We start from the raw sequence: 15,821 nt of genomic DNA on the forward strand, positions 1-15,821 counted from the left end.
CCATGACGCCCAAGTGCACGCTCTCGCCGTGCCGATACGGAACGCCGAGATGATCCATTTTTTTCCTTTCCGGCTGGACCCCGTCAATCAGAGCCTGTCGAAGTGCATGCCCGACGGCGAAATACGCACGCTCGCCGTCGGACCGCGGCCATTCGAAATGTTACAGCACCTGATATACAACCACGGACGCCTGGTCACGCACGAGGAACTGCTCGGCGCCGTCTGGCCCAATCAGTGGGTGCAGCCCGAAGTGCTCAAATCGCACATCAAATCGATCCGGTCGGTGCTCGACGACGATGCGCGCGAACCGCGCTATGTCGAAACGCACCGAGGTCGCGGGTATCGTTTCATCGCCGCGCTTGACGCACCCGATTCCGACGCCGCGCCGCAGGGTTCGAGCATCCGCCGTCCAGCGAACCTCGTCGGACGCGAGTCCGAATTCGCGCAACTGCGCGAATACTTCGGTCAAGCGTCAAGCGGCACGCCGCAAATCGTCTTTGTCCCCGGAGAAATCGGCTCGGGAAAATCGGCGCTCGTCGATCAGTTCATCGACACGCTCGCGACGTCGAATGCGCAGACGGCGATCGGCCACTGCCTCGACGGCTATGCCGATGTGGAGCCTTACTATCCGGTGCTGACCCTGCTCACGCAGTTGAGTCGCGGCGAGCACGCCGGCGCGGTGCGCCAGGAACTCGCCACGCTCGCACCGAGTTGGGCACGGCATATTCCCGGACTCGTCGCGAACCCGCACGCTTCGCATACCGGCGCGGCGATATCCGCACGCCCCGTCTTGCGTGAAATCCAGGCGCTGCTCGAACGGCTCACACTCGACTGTCCGATCGTGCTCGTGCTCGAAGACGCACACAGCGCCGATCATTCGACAATCGACTGGATCGCGGCGACGGCGAGTCAAGCGCATCGCGCCCGTCACACCCGCCTCATGCTGATCGTCACCTATCGCCCAGAAGATGCCTGCGTCGCCGACCATCCGATCGGCGCGCTTCATCAGGACCTCGCGATCCGCGCGCTGTGCCGCGACGTACCCTTGAATGCGCTCAAGGACGACGATGTCCGCACGTATCTTCAGATGCGCGCACCGAACGATCCGCCCGAGCATCTCGACCGGCTCGCACGCTTTATCGCCGAGCGCTCGGGCGGCAACGCAAGCTTTATGGTCGCGATGCTCAACGAGGTCCTGCAAACGCGGGACGACGCGCGCCCGATCTCGGTTCGCCGAGCGCCGCACGACGGCGAGTTTCCGACTCATGTGCCGCCGCTGATCGCACGCGTGATCGAACGTCGGATCGCACGGCTCGGCGATCTGCCGCAACGCGTGCTCGAAGCGGCGAGCTTGACGGGCGACACGTTCGAGGCCGAATCGGCCGCGCGCGCCGCGGGCATCGCCATAGAAACGGTCGAAGACGTCTGCGAGGCGCTCTGTCGTCAAGGGTGCTTTATCGCGCGCGTCGAACGGTCGCGGTCATCGGATCCATGCGACGTCCACGCATATCAATTCCGGCACGTGCTCTATCGTCAGGTTTGCTATGAACGCCAAAGCCCGATCCGGCGCGAACGCATGACGCAGCGCATCGCGCAGACCGCTGACGAAACGGTCCGTCCACGCGTCGGCCTCGGTGAAACGGTGGCCGTTACGACCTCGACGCATCGGCTTCGGCCAGCGGCGTCGCGCTCACGCGCGTAGGCGAGCCCGATTCGCATGCTTGTCGCGTAAACGCGCAAAGCGCGCCACACGCCGTGACCGAAGCGCGTCTCCGACGCGACACGCGCTTCGGCATGCCACGCCAGGCACGTCAGCCCCCGCGCTGCCACCGTTGCGCGCTCTTGCCGTAGACCACGCCGCGCACACGATTCAGATTGCCGAGCGGGCGACAGGCCGCGGGCGCATGCCATGGATTGAACGCCATCGCCGCAACGGTGTCGGCTTGCCGCTTCGCGTCGGCCGATTCGAGCGACCTGCGCGCGATCGTCAGCGTCGCGATCTCGACAGGCGCCGATGCGTCTTCGCTCCACGCCACGGCCGCATCTTCGATCGGTGTCCGCGTCAGATCGACGAACGGCTGCACCGCAAGGCGAAACCGCACATCGCACGCGCGCAGACGTTCCGCGAATTCGTCACGCAGCGCGTCCGGGCCATCGAAGGCGCGCGTGGCCGCCGGCGCGGCATCGATCGGCCGCAGATCGAAACGCACGGGCTGTGTTCCCCATAGCACCGCGCCACGACTCCAGAAACGCTGCAATGCGAGACTCTCGCAAGAGCGCGCGCCCTGCTGGATGTTCGCCAGCATGCGTTGCGTCTCGCTTTGCCCGAACTTCGCGACGAGCCGCTCGACGAGCGTCTCGCGAGGTCCCTGCGCCGCGACCGCGAAGTCCACGAATTGCCGCGCGTTGCGCGCGTGCGAAACGGGATAGCTCGTCATCAGCAGGTCATGCGTGTGTTGCTCGGGCTGCGCACGGATGACCTCGTCCCACGGGACATCCTCTGCATCCGCGCCCAGCCAGATCTTGAGCGCCGCGCCGCGCATATCGGGACTCGTATCCGCTTGCGCCAACGCGCTCGCATTCGAAAACCGGACGGCAGTGCGCAGACGCGCGCCCGGCTCGAAGTGCGCGGTTCGGAACGCATCGGGTATCGTCGCATCGACGCTCAATACGGCATCCGTCACCCCCACGGTCATCTTCGCGTGCAGCGTGCGATCCGCGTGATCGCGGCCGGCCTTTTGCCGATTGGCCTCCTGAATCGCGAGCATCTGATCGGCGAGTTCGAGAAAAATCGCCGTCTCCGCTTCGGGCGACCCGCCGTCGTAGACCTCTTCCCAGTTTGGCGCGCTCATCGCTTTCATCCTCTTGTGTTTGTATTGCGGGTTCGCATGTCCGGTCCGCCTCGCGTGCGCATCCGTATGGTGCGCGACGCACACCGCGCAAATCAGCGTCGACAGGCGAGTCGACTAACGATCCGGTTCGGGCTTCGCATCGTGCGCGGCAGAACCTGGCAGCGCGTCGTCGCGATAGCCGCCGCCGAGATTCCGGATCAGCACGATACCCGCTTCGAGCTCGTCGCCGCTGAGCTCGACCAGCGCAATGCGCGCCTGCGTGACGGGCTCTTCGGCTTGCGTCGCGGCCAAACGGTCGGCCAGACCGGTTTGATAGCCCGCTTGCGCGCTGTCGCTCGCAAAGCGCAAGGCATCGATACGCGCGCGTTGAAGCTGCACACGATGGTCGAGATCGTCGATCTGACTCGCGCTCTGCGCGACGTCGCGGACCGCGTCGAGCACGGCCTGGTTGTATTGATCGATCAGCGTATCGCTCGCCGTGCGTGCGCCATGCAGATTCGCATTGAGTCGGCCGCTATCGAAGATCGGCAGCGACAGGCCCGGAATCAGATTGATCTGCTGCGCCGAATGAAGAAACAGATCGCGCATGCGGAGTGCGTTGAAGCCGAAAAACGCCGTGATATCGAAGCTCGGATAGAACTCGGCCTTGGCCGCGTCCACACGATCGAGCGACGCCTGGACGAGCCAGCGCATCGCCTGCAGATCGGGGCGTCGCGCGAGCAATTCATACGAGAGCGACGACGGCATCGACACCGAGGGCGCGGGCAGCGGCACGGGCCGGATCTCCGGCAACGCATCAGCGCCGACACCCGCGAGCGCGCGCAAGGCTTCGCGCACATGAACGATCTGCTCGCGCGTCTGCGCGATCTGCTGATCGACGGCAAGCTGCTGCGAACGGGCTTGTTGTGTCTGCGTCAGCGATTCGAGACCGCGCGCGTGCCGCGCCTCGCGCGTTTCCACCTCGAACGCGGACTCGTCGCGCAAGCGTTCGAGCAGATCGAGCGTCGCATCGGCGATCTGGATCGTGTAATAGAGCCACGCGACATCCGACGACACCTCGAGCTCGGCCTGCGCCGCTTCCGCGCGCTGCGCGTTCTGCGCCCCGATCGCGGCGCGCACGAGATCGCGCTGCTTGCCCCAGATATCGATGTCGTAGTGCGCCTCGACGCCGACGAGGCCCGTCCAGTACCACGGGCCATACGCGCCGATCGCCGGATCCTGATTCGCATAGGCGCTCAGAAAGCCATGACCCGACACGCGCTCGCGATCGGCCTCGGCTCGTGCCGACATTTGCAGGCCCGATACCGCGCGAATGAGTTCGACTTGCGCGCGTGCCTGCGAGACATGCGCGTTCGCAATCGCGAGCGTCGGTGCATGCGCCAGTGCGAGATCGATGAGCGCATCGAGTTGCACATCGTGATACTGCGACCACCAGCGCGCCGATGGCCAGCCCTCGCCGGCAAGATGCACGTCGTCGGCCAGACGGATCTGCTCGGGCGCGATCATCGCGGCGGGCGGCGTGTCGTGATGAATCATCGCGCACGCGGCGAACGCGGGCAGCGCGACGGCCACGACCATGCGCCGGATCGTCATCCTGGACGAATGCGTCATGAGCGCTTGCTTGATGAACCGCTGCTTCAGCGTTCCTTGCTTCACGAGCCCTTGCGTCATGAGCCCTTACTCCGCCGTCGCCGGACCGTTGACCGACACCGCATCGAGCGACCAGCGCGGCAGCCCCGCAAGTGCGGCGTCCAGACGTTGCGCCCGCACCGACAACGCGCGTGCCGCACGCTCCTCGAACCGTGTCCATGTCGCGCGCAGTTTCGCCTCGTCGAGCGTCGCGACGGACCGCGCGATCGGCTGCTCGGCCGCGAGTTGCATCGCATAACGATCGAGCGTATCGGCGATATGCGATTCGAAATCGGCGGCTTGCCGGCGAAGCTCGGAACGCGGCCCCGTTTCGAGGGCTTCGTCCCCGAACGCGCCGAGACCGGCGAGCACCGTGCGGGCCTGGGCGAGTATCGTCTGAGACAGCAGCGTGACGCGCGCCGTTTCCCCCTCGCGCCAGTCGGGTTCCAGCGCGACGCGCGCGAGCATGGCCTCGCATTCGGCCAGATGCGCCCATGTCGCGGCCGTCGAAGGCGGCATCGGTGCGCGGCCCACATTCGTCGTCGATTCGGCATCCGGCGCGCCGTCCGCCACGAGACGCGCCGCGCTCGCGCGCGCGAGCCCCGCGATGTCGCGCAGCACCGCGGCGAGCTGCGCACGCAGGGTATCGGCCTCGCCTTCGGGCCAGAGCGCCATCTGCATCCCTGTCGCGACGCCGACACCGAGCAGAATGCCGACCATGCGGTCGCGAATTTCGGTCAAGTCGGAGGGCGGCGCAAACGAACTCAGCAAGGCGAGCGCAAATGTAAACATGATCTGAATACCCGCATAGCCGATGCGCTCGGAACCCGCCGACACCCAAGCACCGAGCGCGATCACGGGCAAGCTCATCAGCAGCAGTCCCGTGATGCTTTCGAGCTGCGGGATCACGAACGAGACCATCAACAGCGCGAGCGCGCTGCCGGTCAGCGCGCCGCTGATCCGCAACAGACCATGACGGCTCGACGCGCCGATACTCGGCAGCGCGACCACGAGGCACGTCAGCATGATCGTGTGGATGCCCGGCCAGTTGACCGCGTTATAAAACACATAGCAAAGCAGCACCGACAGCAGCGTGCGCAACGCAAACCGCGCGTAGCGGGGATTCGTGAAGACATCGCGCGATAGCACGGACGGCGTCGCGACGCGGGGCGTATCGATCGCGGATGCGTCCCCGAGCGCATCGAGCGCGCGCTGCATCGCCGCGAGGCCCGTCACTGGGGTGTGCGGCAACGCGACCGCCGGCAACCGTAACCGAGGCCATTGCAGATCGTCGTCGATGGCGCGCGCAGTCGCCGCGAGTTCGCCTTGCAGCATACGTATCGCATCGAGCGACGACAGATCGTGCGTCACCGCTTCGTCGGGCAAGTCCGCCGCGGCTTCGACAAGGCGCGAGACGGCCGTCACGCATGCCAATGCGGCGGCCGCGTCGGACGCATCGTAGTGCCGACGCATACTCGCGAAGCGCAACAACTTCTGCAAGGCCAGCACGCTGCGCTCGACATCGAGCGCACCGACGCGCACCGTCGGCGCGTCGGAATCGCTCAGCGATGCGAGACGCGCCGCAACCATGGCAAGCTGACCTCGCATCGCATCACGCAGTTGGCGCTCGGGCTCGGCGGGCAATAACACCGTGTTGATCACGAGCGACACCGCGACCGCATAGCTCACCGCGGCCCAGACCCACAGACACGCGCGGACCAGCGCCTCCGCGTTATCGGTCAAGTCCGCGAAACTCTGCGCGTAGATGACGATCAGCGAGACGAGATAGAACACGAGCGCGAATTTCGTCACGGCGCGCATCAGATACACACCGCAGAAAAAAATCGCGCTCGCGATCACGATGCGCAGCAAGGGATCGTCGAACGTCAGCGCATACACGCAGATCGTCATCGCGATCGAGCACGTTACGCCGATCATCAAGTTGATCGCGATCACACGCGTCAGCACGATATTCGACTGCGTGACGTAGAACACGACCATCAACGAAAGCGGGAGTTCGGGCACCTGCAATGCCATCGACGTCGTGATCACGATCGCCGCGCCGAGCACGCAACGCAAGGTGACGTTGCCGCGGCCGGGAAACGCCGCAAGCTGCGTGCGCAGGAAGCCCGCCAGCGTCACGAGCGATGCAGGCCAGGCGAGACCGCGATACAGGCCGGCACGCGCGCTCATGACGGCGCCCCCGGATGCGATGCGTCCGCATCGCTCGCGTCGCGTGTCGTACGCAGCACGGCGACCGCCGACGTCCCGACTCGAAACAGATCCGCATTGGGGGCTTCGACCCGAATCTTGACGGGAAAGCGTTGCGCGACATGCACCCAATTGATGCTGCGCTGAATATTCGGCAGGCCGTTCGCCGACTCGCCGCCGTCCTGCGGATCGACACCGAAGCCGATCGAATCGACGGTACCGTCGAAACGTTGACCCGTATTGCTCATCAGATAGACCGTGGCGCGCGTGCCGGGTCGAATATGCGTGAGCTCGTTCTCGCGGAAATTCGCGATCACATACCAATGACGCGTGTCGATCAACGTAAAGACCGGTTTCTGCGCAGAGACATATTGACCGACCGACGTCTTGAGTCCCGCGATCCGGCCGTCGAACGGCGCGCGCACTGTGGCGTATTCGAGGTTCAGGCGCGCGTTCGCGATGTCGGCTTCGAGCACCCCGCGTTGCGCAACCAGCGCTTCGACGCCGCTGACGGCGGCTTGCGCCTCCTGCGACTGCGAGCGCGCCGCATCCAGTTCGGCCTGCGCCGAGCGCTGCGCGGTGCGCGCACGATCGAGTTCATCGGCCGACACATATCCTTTCGCGATCAACGGCTCCATGCGCGCGAGCGTGTCGCTCGTCTGTTTTGCGGCAGCCTGCGCGCGCAGGACAGCGGCTTTCGCGGCAGAAGCACTATAGTTCTGCGCGTTGACCGAACGCTGCGTCAGCGGGATCTGCGCGTCGAGTTGCGCGAGCGCGGCCTGGGCGCGCTGCAACGCGTACCGATAGGGCCGCGGATCGATCTCGAACAGCAAATCGCCCTGCTTGACCGCCTGATTGTCGCGCACGGCAAGGTTGACGATCTTGCCGCCGACTTCGGGCGACACGCCGATCGTATCGGCATAGGCATAGGCGTCATCGGTGCGCGGCGCCGTATCGACGCGCCAGATCACGGCAAGCACCGCGAGCGCGGCGAAGACAATCAGCAGCGTGGCCGGCCAGATTCGCGTGCGCGGCCGGTCCGGAGGACTCGCATGTGTCACGTTCATGGTTACAGAGTCAATGTCAGATTGAACGCCACGGCCCATACGACGATCGACAGCAGGATCGTCAGCGCGGGATAGACGAGCGCGGGCGGATTCAGCCAGGCACCGAGCCCGCGCCGCCGGAGCGTGATGTGTAGGCCGACGACGAGCACGACGCCGCCGACGATCGAAAACATCCAGTCCGGAAAATAAGCGCCAAGTACGCCGATCGACGGTGCGCCGCGACAGCCGGCGAGCGACGCGCATCCGATCAGCGCGGCCAGCGCGCGTATCGCGATCACCCTCATCGATCAGGCCTCCACGCGTTCGACAAGACCGAGCCGGCCGGCGAGCGTCGCCGCCTCCGTGCGGTTTCTGACGGCCAGCTTCGTGTACACGTGCTTGGCGTGCGATTTGACGGTTTCGGGCGCGATGCACAGACGAATCGCGATCTGCTTGTTGGTCATCCCTTGTCCCATCAATGCGACGACCGTGCGTTCACGGTCGCTCAACTGCGCCATCGCGACGGGCGCCGCGTGCGCGCTTGTTTCATCCGACGTCTTGAGATCCGCGCGAATCGCATGTCGTATGCGTGCGCGACGCGCGAGGATCGCGCTCGCGTAGGGCTGCAAGTCGCGAATGTCGTGAGACGCGCGCACGCCGGTCTCGATCACGCTCTCAATCAACGCGCTCACACCGTCGCTACAGTCGACAAGCGTTTGCAGCAGACCGATCGACACCGCGCGCCGCATCAACGCGACAAGCCTGTCGAACGCGTCGTCATACCGCTGCGCGTTGAGCATGGCCTCGACGAGCAAAAGCTCGATCGAGACCGCGCTCAACGGGTCACGCCGCTGCATGCTGTCCTCAAGAAGCCACTGAAGTTCGCTGAGCCCAGTCGCATCGCGGCCCTGCGCGAGTGCGAGCCGCGCCTGGGCCGTCGCGTGGTACCGGGCGATCTCGAAACGCGGCGGATAGCCGGGCGCCGTGGATTCGGCCGCGAGCGCCGCCAGCGTCCGCAGGCAGACTTCGGCCGCGTCGAAGGATCGCGCGGCGATATGTAACTCGATCTGTTGCGCAATCGCCGCCGCGCGCAGGCGCGGCCATCGACGCCTCAGACCGAGCGCATCAGCCTCCGCGAGCAGGACGAGCGCATGACCCGGCAGTCCGCGTGCCGCGGCGATACGCGCGAGTACGCCGTAGCAGCGTAGCGCGCCCTCGATCGTGCCGCTCTCGCGCAAGGACGGCAGTCGCGACGCGATCAAGGCCTGCGCCTCGTCGAGGCATCCTTGTTCGTAGAGCACCTGCGCCGCGACGCTCGCCGGCAGCGCTTCGAGCGCCGACGCGTCGCCGGCAAGCTGCCCCGCGAGTTCGAGCGCGTCGTCAGCGAGCGTACGCGCCGTATTCAGATGCGATCGCGAGAGTTCGAGCATCGCATCGAGCGTGCGATCGAACACCGCGGTGGCCGTGCGCAGGCGATCGGCCCGCTCGCCGGGCTCGCAGCGCGCGAACGCATCGAGCCCATCGACGTCGCCGAGCTGCCAATACACATAACGGCATACGGTGCGCGCGACATGCGCGGTCGGCGCGTGCGCATCGAGCCGCAAGGCCGACAGCGCGGCAGGCAGGGCCGCCGCTCCGTCGTCCTGCAGCAGCAGCGCCGCGGCACGCATCGCAGCGACCTCGCTCAGCACGGCCAGCACGTCGGGGCCGGGTAAGGCGGCGATCTGCCGTTCGATGCGCTGCACAACGGCAAGCGCTTCGTCCGCGTCGAGTCGGATCAGCATGGCCCATGCGCGCGCAAGTTCAAACCGGACGCGCACGGTGCGTGTCGACGGCCGGCCGCATGGGGGAGTCCGCGACGACACCGTCTCCTCGATGCCGAGCGTCGCCGCATGATCCGCGGGGAATCCATAGGCGATTCGCGTATCGGCGCGCGCCGACTGCGCGAAGCGAGGGTCTGCCCGCCTCGCCTGTGCCTCTCCGACCCACGCCTCGTTCATGCCATGCTCCGTCGGACCATCGATTGTCGCCACCGTACGAAAATCGTTCAGGCGTCTAGCCTAGTCATGAGCGGATCGAGAAACGTGAAGACTGGGTTGTTTTTCGGTAAAAGCCGGGTGGTGCGTGTGCCTTTTAGCTCAGCCCGCGAGACCGAGCGCGCGCCTTCATCACGGCGATCCGAACCACTTGTTATAGATGCGCTGATACGTGCCGTCCTCGCGCATCGAAAGCAATGCGCCATCGACACGCTTGCGCAACGCACTATTGATCGGAAAAACAAAACCGACGTCGTTCACATTGAATTCCGGCCCGACCATCTTGACGCGCCCTTTTCCCTCATGCGTGGCGTAGTAGTCGAGTCCCGCCGAACCCTGCACGACCGCATCGACGTCGCCTTGCACGAGCGCATCGAACACCTGGCTGTTCTTCGGGTATTCGACGACCGTCGCGCCCCGATTGACGAGGTCGGCCACCGCGGATCCGCCCTTCAACGTCGCGACACGCTTGCCCGAGAGATCGTCGGGACCGTTGATCGCGCCATGCATGTGCTCGATCGTCAACGTACTCGCGAGTTGCGCGGTATACGACGCGACAAACAAAATCCCGAGAAACATCCAAAGCACCGCGAGCACCCTGCCGATCCAGCGCCTCGGCGGCTGATCGCCTTGCGACAGCAGCGTGGTCGCAGCCCAATACGTCGCGCGGAAAACGCCTGGAAAATAGGCTTCGCCACGCTCGCCCGTGCTTGTCTGCAGCCGCTCGACGAGCCACACGACATGCCCCGCGAGAATCGTCATCAACAGCGCCACGCCGCCCCAGATCAGCGTTGTGCGCGACACCAGCTGACTCGCGAGGCTGTGTAGCGGCGAGACGGGCGCCGTCTCGCCGCTATCCGCCACCATCACCCTGAGCCCGGCCTCCATGATCGGATAGGAAAAGTCGAATTCGCGATCGCGCTGCGCGCTGTAGAACAAGCCCGATACGGCGATATCCGTCTGCCCGTCCCGCATGGTCTGAAACAGCGTGCCGACGTCGGACAGAACCTGGTAGCGATACGGCACATGCAAGCGCGCGGCGATATCCGTCCACAAATCCACGCTAAAGCCGCTCAACTTGCTGTCCTGCTCCATGACGAAAGGAGACAGGACAAACGCGCCGACGGTGATTTCGCTCGGCGCAGCCGGCGCCGCGAACGACTGACTGCACAACGATGCGCAGCAGACGGCCGCAATGGCCCATACAACGGCCCGACACCGTCCAACTGTGCGCCCCGCACACACGATTGCACGCGTGATGTCACGCGCGAAAGTCCCCGGCCAAGTCTTCATCTTTTCTCGCCTCGAGTCTGCCCGCACGGCAGGCTTGCATCCACGCACGATAACCGCTCGCGATGTGTTCTGCATAGGCGTGCGCGTAGTCGGCCAGGGCATCGAATGCCGGCGGCAAGCAAGAAACAGACACGCGCGCGAGCGCGGACGCTAGTCTAACGACGAAAAACGCGGTATTTGTCCGGAATCGGACAAAGCCGGAGAGCTGTTTCATGGGGCACATTACAAAAGCGCAAGCCGACCAGATCATGAGCGAGCGCGGTTGGCTGCCCGTGCTGCCGGAAGCCTTTCGCCGCGACGTGTTGCGGCAGGCCACCTTGCTGCACTTCGCGCCCAATGAAGCGGTCTTCCGTTCCAACGACCCGATCGGCGGCGTCTACGGGCTCGTCGCGGGAACGCTCAGCGTCAGCATCGCTCCGGCCGGCGCAACGCCGCGCCTGATTCTTCTGGGGCGACCCGGTTACTGGACCGGCGAAGGCTGCTTTCTCACGCGACAGCCGCGCAGAGGCGAACTCAGGGCCGTCGTCGACACCACGATGCTCCAGCTTCCGCTCAACGTGCTCGATCAGATGGCCGCGCGCGATCCGGAAGTGGTCCGCTATGTTTCGCTGATGCTCATGATGAACGTCGAACTATTGTTTAGCGTGATACACGATTTGCAAAAGCCCGAGGCCGACCGCCGGATCGCATCCGCGCTGCAGCGCATGACGTGGATCGGCGAAGTTCCGATCCCGCTGACGCAGAGCGACATCGGGATCATGACGAATGCGTCGCGCAAGCAGGTCAATGCCGCGATCAAGCGGTTTTCCGAGGCCGGATGGCTGACGAGCACCTATCGCTCGATCCACGTCGTCGACCCGGCCGCGCTGCGCCACTTCGCCGAAGGAGACGGGGCCGACTGACGCGACGATGTCCCGGCCTCCGCGCGACGCGAAGCACGGACGGCGCTCCGCAAACGCCGCTGCGTGTTTCAAGCCTGTCGAACCTCATGTCGGCGTCGCTTGACGCGCATCGCCCGTCATTGTCCGTTTCCGGACAAAGTCGGTGTTGAGCAAGCCTTATATTCGATACCGCGCTATCCGACACAAGTCAGGCAAAGCGCTCATGCCGATGCACTCAGCCGGAAATACTTATCGCGCCAACGATCTGGCATGAATCGATCTCAACAAAGACCTCGGCTGTTCATAGCATGGACGGTAAGGCCTGTTTAAAGCCCGTTGACGGCGACGACGCCGACGGCCTGCAAGCCGCACGTAAACCTATCGGCGCCGAGCGCCTCACCCTCGATTGATCACCCCCATGAAAATCGTCCGTCGAAGCCGCGCAACAACAATCGCCTTTCTGATTTTCAGCGCCTTTTCCATGTGGGCTTCCGCGCAATCGGCGCCGCCTGCGTCGACCGCTCAAACGACGACGGTCGTCCCCGTCACGCCCGATAATTTCGCGCGCGCCGAGTCGGATATGTATTTCAGCGGCGCGGTCAAGATGGGCGGCTTCGGCAAGTTCAATCACACGCGCGAGCCCGCGCCGATCGATAACCAGAGCGTTATCCGCTTGAATCGCGATACGCTCTATTCGTCGGCCGTCTTCGATCTCGATGCGGGCCCCGTCACGATCTCGCTGCCCGACGCCGGTAAGCGATTCATGTCCATGCAGGTCATCGACGAAGACCAGTACACGCACGGCGTGTTCTATGGGGCCGGCAAGCACACGCTCACGCGCCAGAGCATCGGGACGCGATACGTCATCGTGGCGATACGGACACTCGTCGCGCCGGGCGACCCCAAGGATCTCGACGCGGTCCATGCGCTGCAGGACCAGATCGGTTCCACGCAACGTCAGCCGGGGACGTTCGACGTGCCGAACTGGGATCCGGTCAGTCAAAAAAAGGTCCGCGACGCGCTGCTGACCTTGGGCTCGACGTTGCCGGATACGCGACATATGTATGGCGCCCGTGCGGACGTGGATCCGGTGCGGTTTCTGATCGGCGCCGCACTCGGATGGGGTGCCAACCCGCCCGAACAAGCGCTCTATCTGAACGTCGAACCCGAGCATAACGACGGCAAGACGGTCTACACGCTCGAGGTCGGGCATGTTCCCGTCGACGGCTTCTGGTCGGTGAGCGTCTACGACGAAAAGGGCTACTACGAAGCGAATCCCGAGAACGCCTACTCGCTGAACAACATCACGGCAAACAAGAGCGCGGACGGATCCGTCACGATCCAGTTCGGCGGGTGCGACGGCAAGACACCCAATTGCCTGCCCATTACGAAGGGGTGGAATTACATGGTGCGGCTCTATCGTCCGCACAAGGAGATTCTCGACGGCAAGTGGTCGTTTCCGCAGGCGAAACCCGTTGGCTGAGCCCTCGTGACGCCTGACGCGCGCGTGCCGCGGCACACGCGGCGCAGGTCATGCGCGCGAATTTCATGACGTTCCGGCGCGCCCGGTTTTTCCGTCAAAGGAATGCAATGATGCGGCGTCCATTCACTACGCGCCAAACGCTCGGCATCCTCCTGTGCGTGCTCGGCGTTCAGCAGGCCGACGCGCAAGCGCTCGACGATTCGACTGCGCCGGGCTGGCGCTTCAGCGTGACTCCGTACTTCTGGATGGCGGGCCTCAAGGGCGACGTCGGCGCCTTCAGCGCGCTTCCGCCCTCGTCGATCGACGTGAGCTTCGCGGACATCTTCAGTCATCTCGACGGACTTCCTGCGTTCGTGGCCGGCGAAGCGTGGCACGGCCAATGGGGTCTGCTGGGCGACGTCGAATATCTGACGCTCAAAGCGAATGCCTCGACGCCAGGTCCGCAATTCAGCGGCGCCACGCTCAAGCAGTGGAACTTCAACAGCACTCTCGCGGGCGCTTACCGGGTCGTCGATGCGCCGCAAGTCTCGGTCGACGCGTTCGTCGGGACGCGCATTTTCTACGTCGACAACCGGATCGACCTCAGCGCCGCGGCCATACCGTCGCGCAGCGCCAGTCTCGGCGATACGTGGGCCAACGCCATCGCGGGCGCTCGCGTCAATGCGCCTTTGCCGGACGGATTCCTGTTCAACGCGTATGCGGACGTCGGCGGATTCGGCATATCGTCCGACTGGACATGGCAGATCTATGGCGGCGTCGGTTATCGCTTCAAGTCCTGGCTCACGGCGTACGCGGGCTATCGATATCTGGACGTCCATCATCGCGACGGCGGGTTTCTGTATGACGTCCACGAGCAAGGCCCGCAACTCAGCGCACGCATCAGTTTCTAGCAGCGGAACACCTCATTGGAGATCGCTATGGATGTCACGGCCCCGCTCCTCCTCATACTTGGAGCGTCGAGGCGGCTTGCCCTTGTGCGGCGTCGCCTTCGAACCTTATCTGTCTACGCGCTCGCCTGCATCGCGACCACGTGCGTGAGCGTCGCGGCGCATGCGCAATCGGTGTCCGTCGAGCAGGCGCGGGCCATCGCCAGGGACGCCACGATCTACGGATTCCCGCTCGTCGACAACTATCGAATCCAATACGCGTACTTCGTCGATCGCAACAATGCCGATTTCAAGGCGCCGTGGAATACGCTCGCGAGTACCGCACGCGTATTCACGCCTGAAGACAAGGCGATTCAAACACCCAATTCCGATACCCCGTATTCGTTCCTCGGCGCGGACCTGCGTGCCGAACCGCTCGTGCTGACCGTACCGAAGATCGAGAAGGCGCGCTATTACTCGCTCCAGTTCATCGACGCGTACACGTTTAACTTCGCGTATGTCGGCACGCGGACGACGGGCAACGGCGCCGGCCGTTACCTGCTCGCGGGGCCCGGCTGGCACGGCAAGGTGCCGCGCGGGATCACGGCCGTGATTCGTTCGGACACGCAATTCGCCTTCGTCCTCTATCGGACGCAATTGTTCTCGCCCGACGACATCGATCGAGTGAAACGTATCCAGGCGAGTTACAGGGTCGAGCCGCTTTCCGCATATATCGGCCAACACACTTCGGCGGCGACGCAGCCGAGCGATTTTATCGAACCGCTGACGAGCGAGCAGGAGCGGAGTTCGCTGCGCTTCTTCGACGTGTTGAATTTCGTGCTTCGGTACTGCCCGAACGATCCGTCCGAGACGGCCTTGATGGCGCGCTTCGCGCAGATCGGCATTGTGCCGGGCAAGCCTTTCGACTCGAACGCGCTATCCCCGGAGATGCGAAAAGCCCTTGAAGACGGCATGTCGGACGCGTGGACCGAGTTTGCCGACTTCAAGAAAACCGAACTCGACACCGGCAAGCTGTCGAGCGCCGACGGCTTCGGCGACCGCGCGTTTCTGAACAACAACTATATGGCTCGCATGGCCTCCGCCGTGCTGGGCATCTACGGCAACTCCAAGGCGGAGGCGGTCTATCCGGCGTATTTCGTCGATGCGGACGGCCAGAAGCTCGAAGGCGCGCATCGCTATACGATTCGCTTCGCACCGGGTCAGCTTCCTCCGGTCAATGCGTTCTGGTCGCTGACGCTGTATGAACTGCCGTCGAGCCTGCTCTACGCCAACGTACTGAACCGCTATCTGATCAATTCGTCGAACCTGCCCACGCTCAAGCGCGATGCGGACGGCGGCATCACGCTATACGTCCAGCACGATTCGCCGGGCGCCGCGCTCGAATCCAACTGGCTTCCGGCGCCCGACGGCGCATTCTTCTCGATCATGCGCCTGTATTGGCCCAAGCCGTCCGTACTCGAGGGCGAGTGGAACGCACCCAAGATGTTGCGTGCGCAATAAGGC

General features: G+C 64.5%; 13 protein-coding genes. 5 read left to right on the forward strand and 8 right to left on the reverse strand.

Annotation, left to right across the window (positions count from 1 at the left end):
• Window positions 1–49 precede the first annotated feature (49 nt).
• Window positions 50–1,702 carry an ATP-binding protein gene (locus tag D7S86_RS23580; RefSeq protein ID WP_147432444.1) on the forward strand — a complete coding sequence of 551 codons (1,653 nt, stop codon included), beginning with the start codon at window positions 50–52 and terminating at the stop codon, window positions 1,700–1,702.
• A gap of 109 nt (window positions 1,703–1,811) precedes the next feature.
• Here the strand turns inward: D7S86_RS23580 and D7S86_RS23585 are convergent, their stop codons facing one another.
• The 8 genes from D7S86_RS23585 to D7S86_RS29630 all read right to left on the reverse strand — a co-directional run bounded on the left by D7S86_RS23585 (window position 1,812) and on the right by D7S86_RS29630 (window position 11,281).
• The gene (locus D7S86_RS23585; RefSeq protein ID WP_147432445.1) at window positions 1,812–2,852 is read right to left on the reverse strand and encodes a catalase family protein; all 1,041 of its coding nucleotides are present in this window, start codon (window positions 2,850–2,852) and stop codon (window positions 1,812–1,814) included.
• Window positions 2,853–2,966: 114 nt separating this feature from the next.
• Window positions 2,967–4,523, reverse strand: a complete 1,557-nt coding sequence (locus D7S86_RS23590; protein ID WP_240648374.1) for an MdtP family multidrug efflux transporter outer membrane subunit — start codon at window positions 4,521–4,523, stop codon at window positions 2,967–2,969.
• Between the two features lie 6 nt (window positions 4,524–4,529).
• Entirely contained in the window at window positions 4,530–6,674 is a 2,145-nt protein-coding gene (locus tag D7S86_RS23595; protein ID WP_121089975.1) for an FUSC family protein, read from the reverse strand.
• Window positions 6,671–7,759 carry a multidrug transporter subunit MdtN gene (mdtN, locus tag D7S86_RS23600; RefSeq protein ID WP_121089977.1) on the reverse strand — a complete coding sequence of 363 codons (1,089 nt, stop codon included), beginning with the start codon at window positions 7,757–7,759 and terminating at the stop codon, window positions 6,671–6,673. Before mdtN ends, D7S86_RS23595 begins: the two co-directional genes overlap by 4 nt.
• A 2-nt stretch (window positions 7,760–7,761) precedes the next feature.
• On the reverse strand, window positions 7,762–8,043 hold the full coding sequence (locus D7S86_RS23605) for a YtcA family lipoprotein (protein WP_121089979.1): 282 nt from the start codon (window positions 8,041–8,043) through the stop codon (window positions 7,762–7,764).
• A gap of 3 nt (window positions 8,044–8,046) precedes the next feature.
• Window positions 8,047–9,738 carry a LuxR C-terminal-related transcriptional regulator gene (locus D7S86_RS23610; protein WP_121089981.1) on the reverse strand — a complete coding sequence of 564 codons (1,692 nt, stop codon included), beginning with the start codon at window positions 9,736–9,738 and terminating at the stop codon, window positions 8,047–8,049.
• Window positions 9,739–9,906: 168 nt separating this feature from the next.
• The gene (locus D7S86_RS23615; protein WP_338069197.1) at window positions 9,907–11,142 is read right to left on the reverse strand and encodes a transporter substrate-binding domain-containing protein; all 1,236 of its coding nucleotides are present in this window, start codon (window positions 11,140–11,142) and stop codon (window positions 9,907–9,909) included.
• On the reverse strand, window positions 11,036–11,281 hold the full coding sequence (locus D7S86_RS29630) for a hypothetical protein (RefSeq protein WP_158602071.1): 246 nt from the start codon (window positions 11,279–11,281) through the stop codon (window positions 11,036–11,038). Before D7S86_RS29630 ends, D7S86_RS23615 begins: the two co-directional genes overlap by 107 nt.
• Between D7S86_RS29630 and D7S86_RS23620 the strand changes: the two genes are divergently transcribed.
• From D7S86_RS23620 to D7S86_RS23635, 4 genes are all read left to right on the forward strand, one after another.
• The gene (locus D7S86_RS23620) at window positions 11,280–11,969 is read left to right on the forward strand and encodes a Crp/Fnr family transcriptional regulator (protein ID WP_121089985.1); all 690 of its coding nucleotides are present in this window, start codon (window positions 11,280–11,282) and stop codon (window positions 11,967–11,969) included. The genes D7S86_RS29630 and D7S86_RS23620 overlap by 2 nt on opposite strands.
• 460 nt (window positions 11,970–12,429) lie before the next feature.
• Window positions 12,430–13,431: a DUF1254 domain-containing protein gene (locus D7S86_RS23625; protein ID WP_240648375.1), complete on the forward strand. Its 1,002-nt coding sequence runs from the start codon at window positions 12,430–12,432 to the stop codon at window positions 13,429–13,431.
• A 110-nt stretch (window positions 13,432–13,541) separates the two neighbouring features.
• Window positions 13,542–14,321, forward strand: a complete 780-nt coding sequence (locus D7S86_RS23630; RefSeq protein WP_147432446.1) for a hypothetical protein — start codon at window positions 13,542–13,544, stop codon at window positions 14,319–14,321.
• Between the two features lie 144 nt (window positions 14,322–14,465).
• Window positions 14,466–15,818 carry a DUF1254 domain-containing protein gene (locus D7S86_RS23635; protein ID WP_240648376.1) on the forward strand — a complete coding sequence of 451 codons (1,353 nt, stop codon included), beginning with the start codon at window positions 14,466–14,468 and terminating at the stop codon, window positions 15,816–15,818.
• The last annotated feature ends 3 nt before the right edge of the window (window positions 15,819–15,821 follow it).

Source organism: Pararobbsia silviterrae (genome assembly GCF_003628125.1).
GTDB classification, from domain to species: Bacteria; Pseudomonadota; Gammaproteobacteria; order Burkholderiales; family Burkholderiaceae; genus Pararobbsia; species Pararobbsia silviterrae.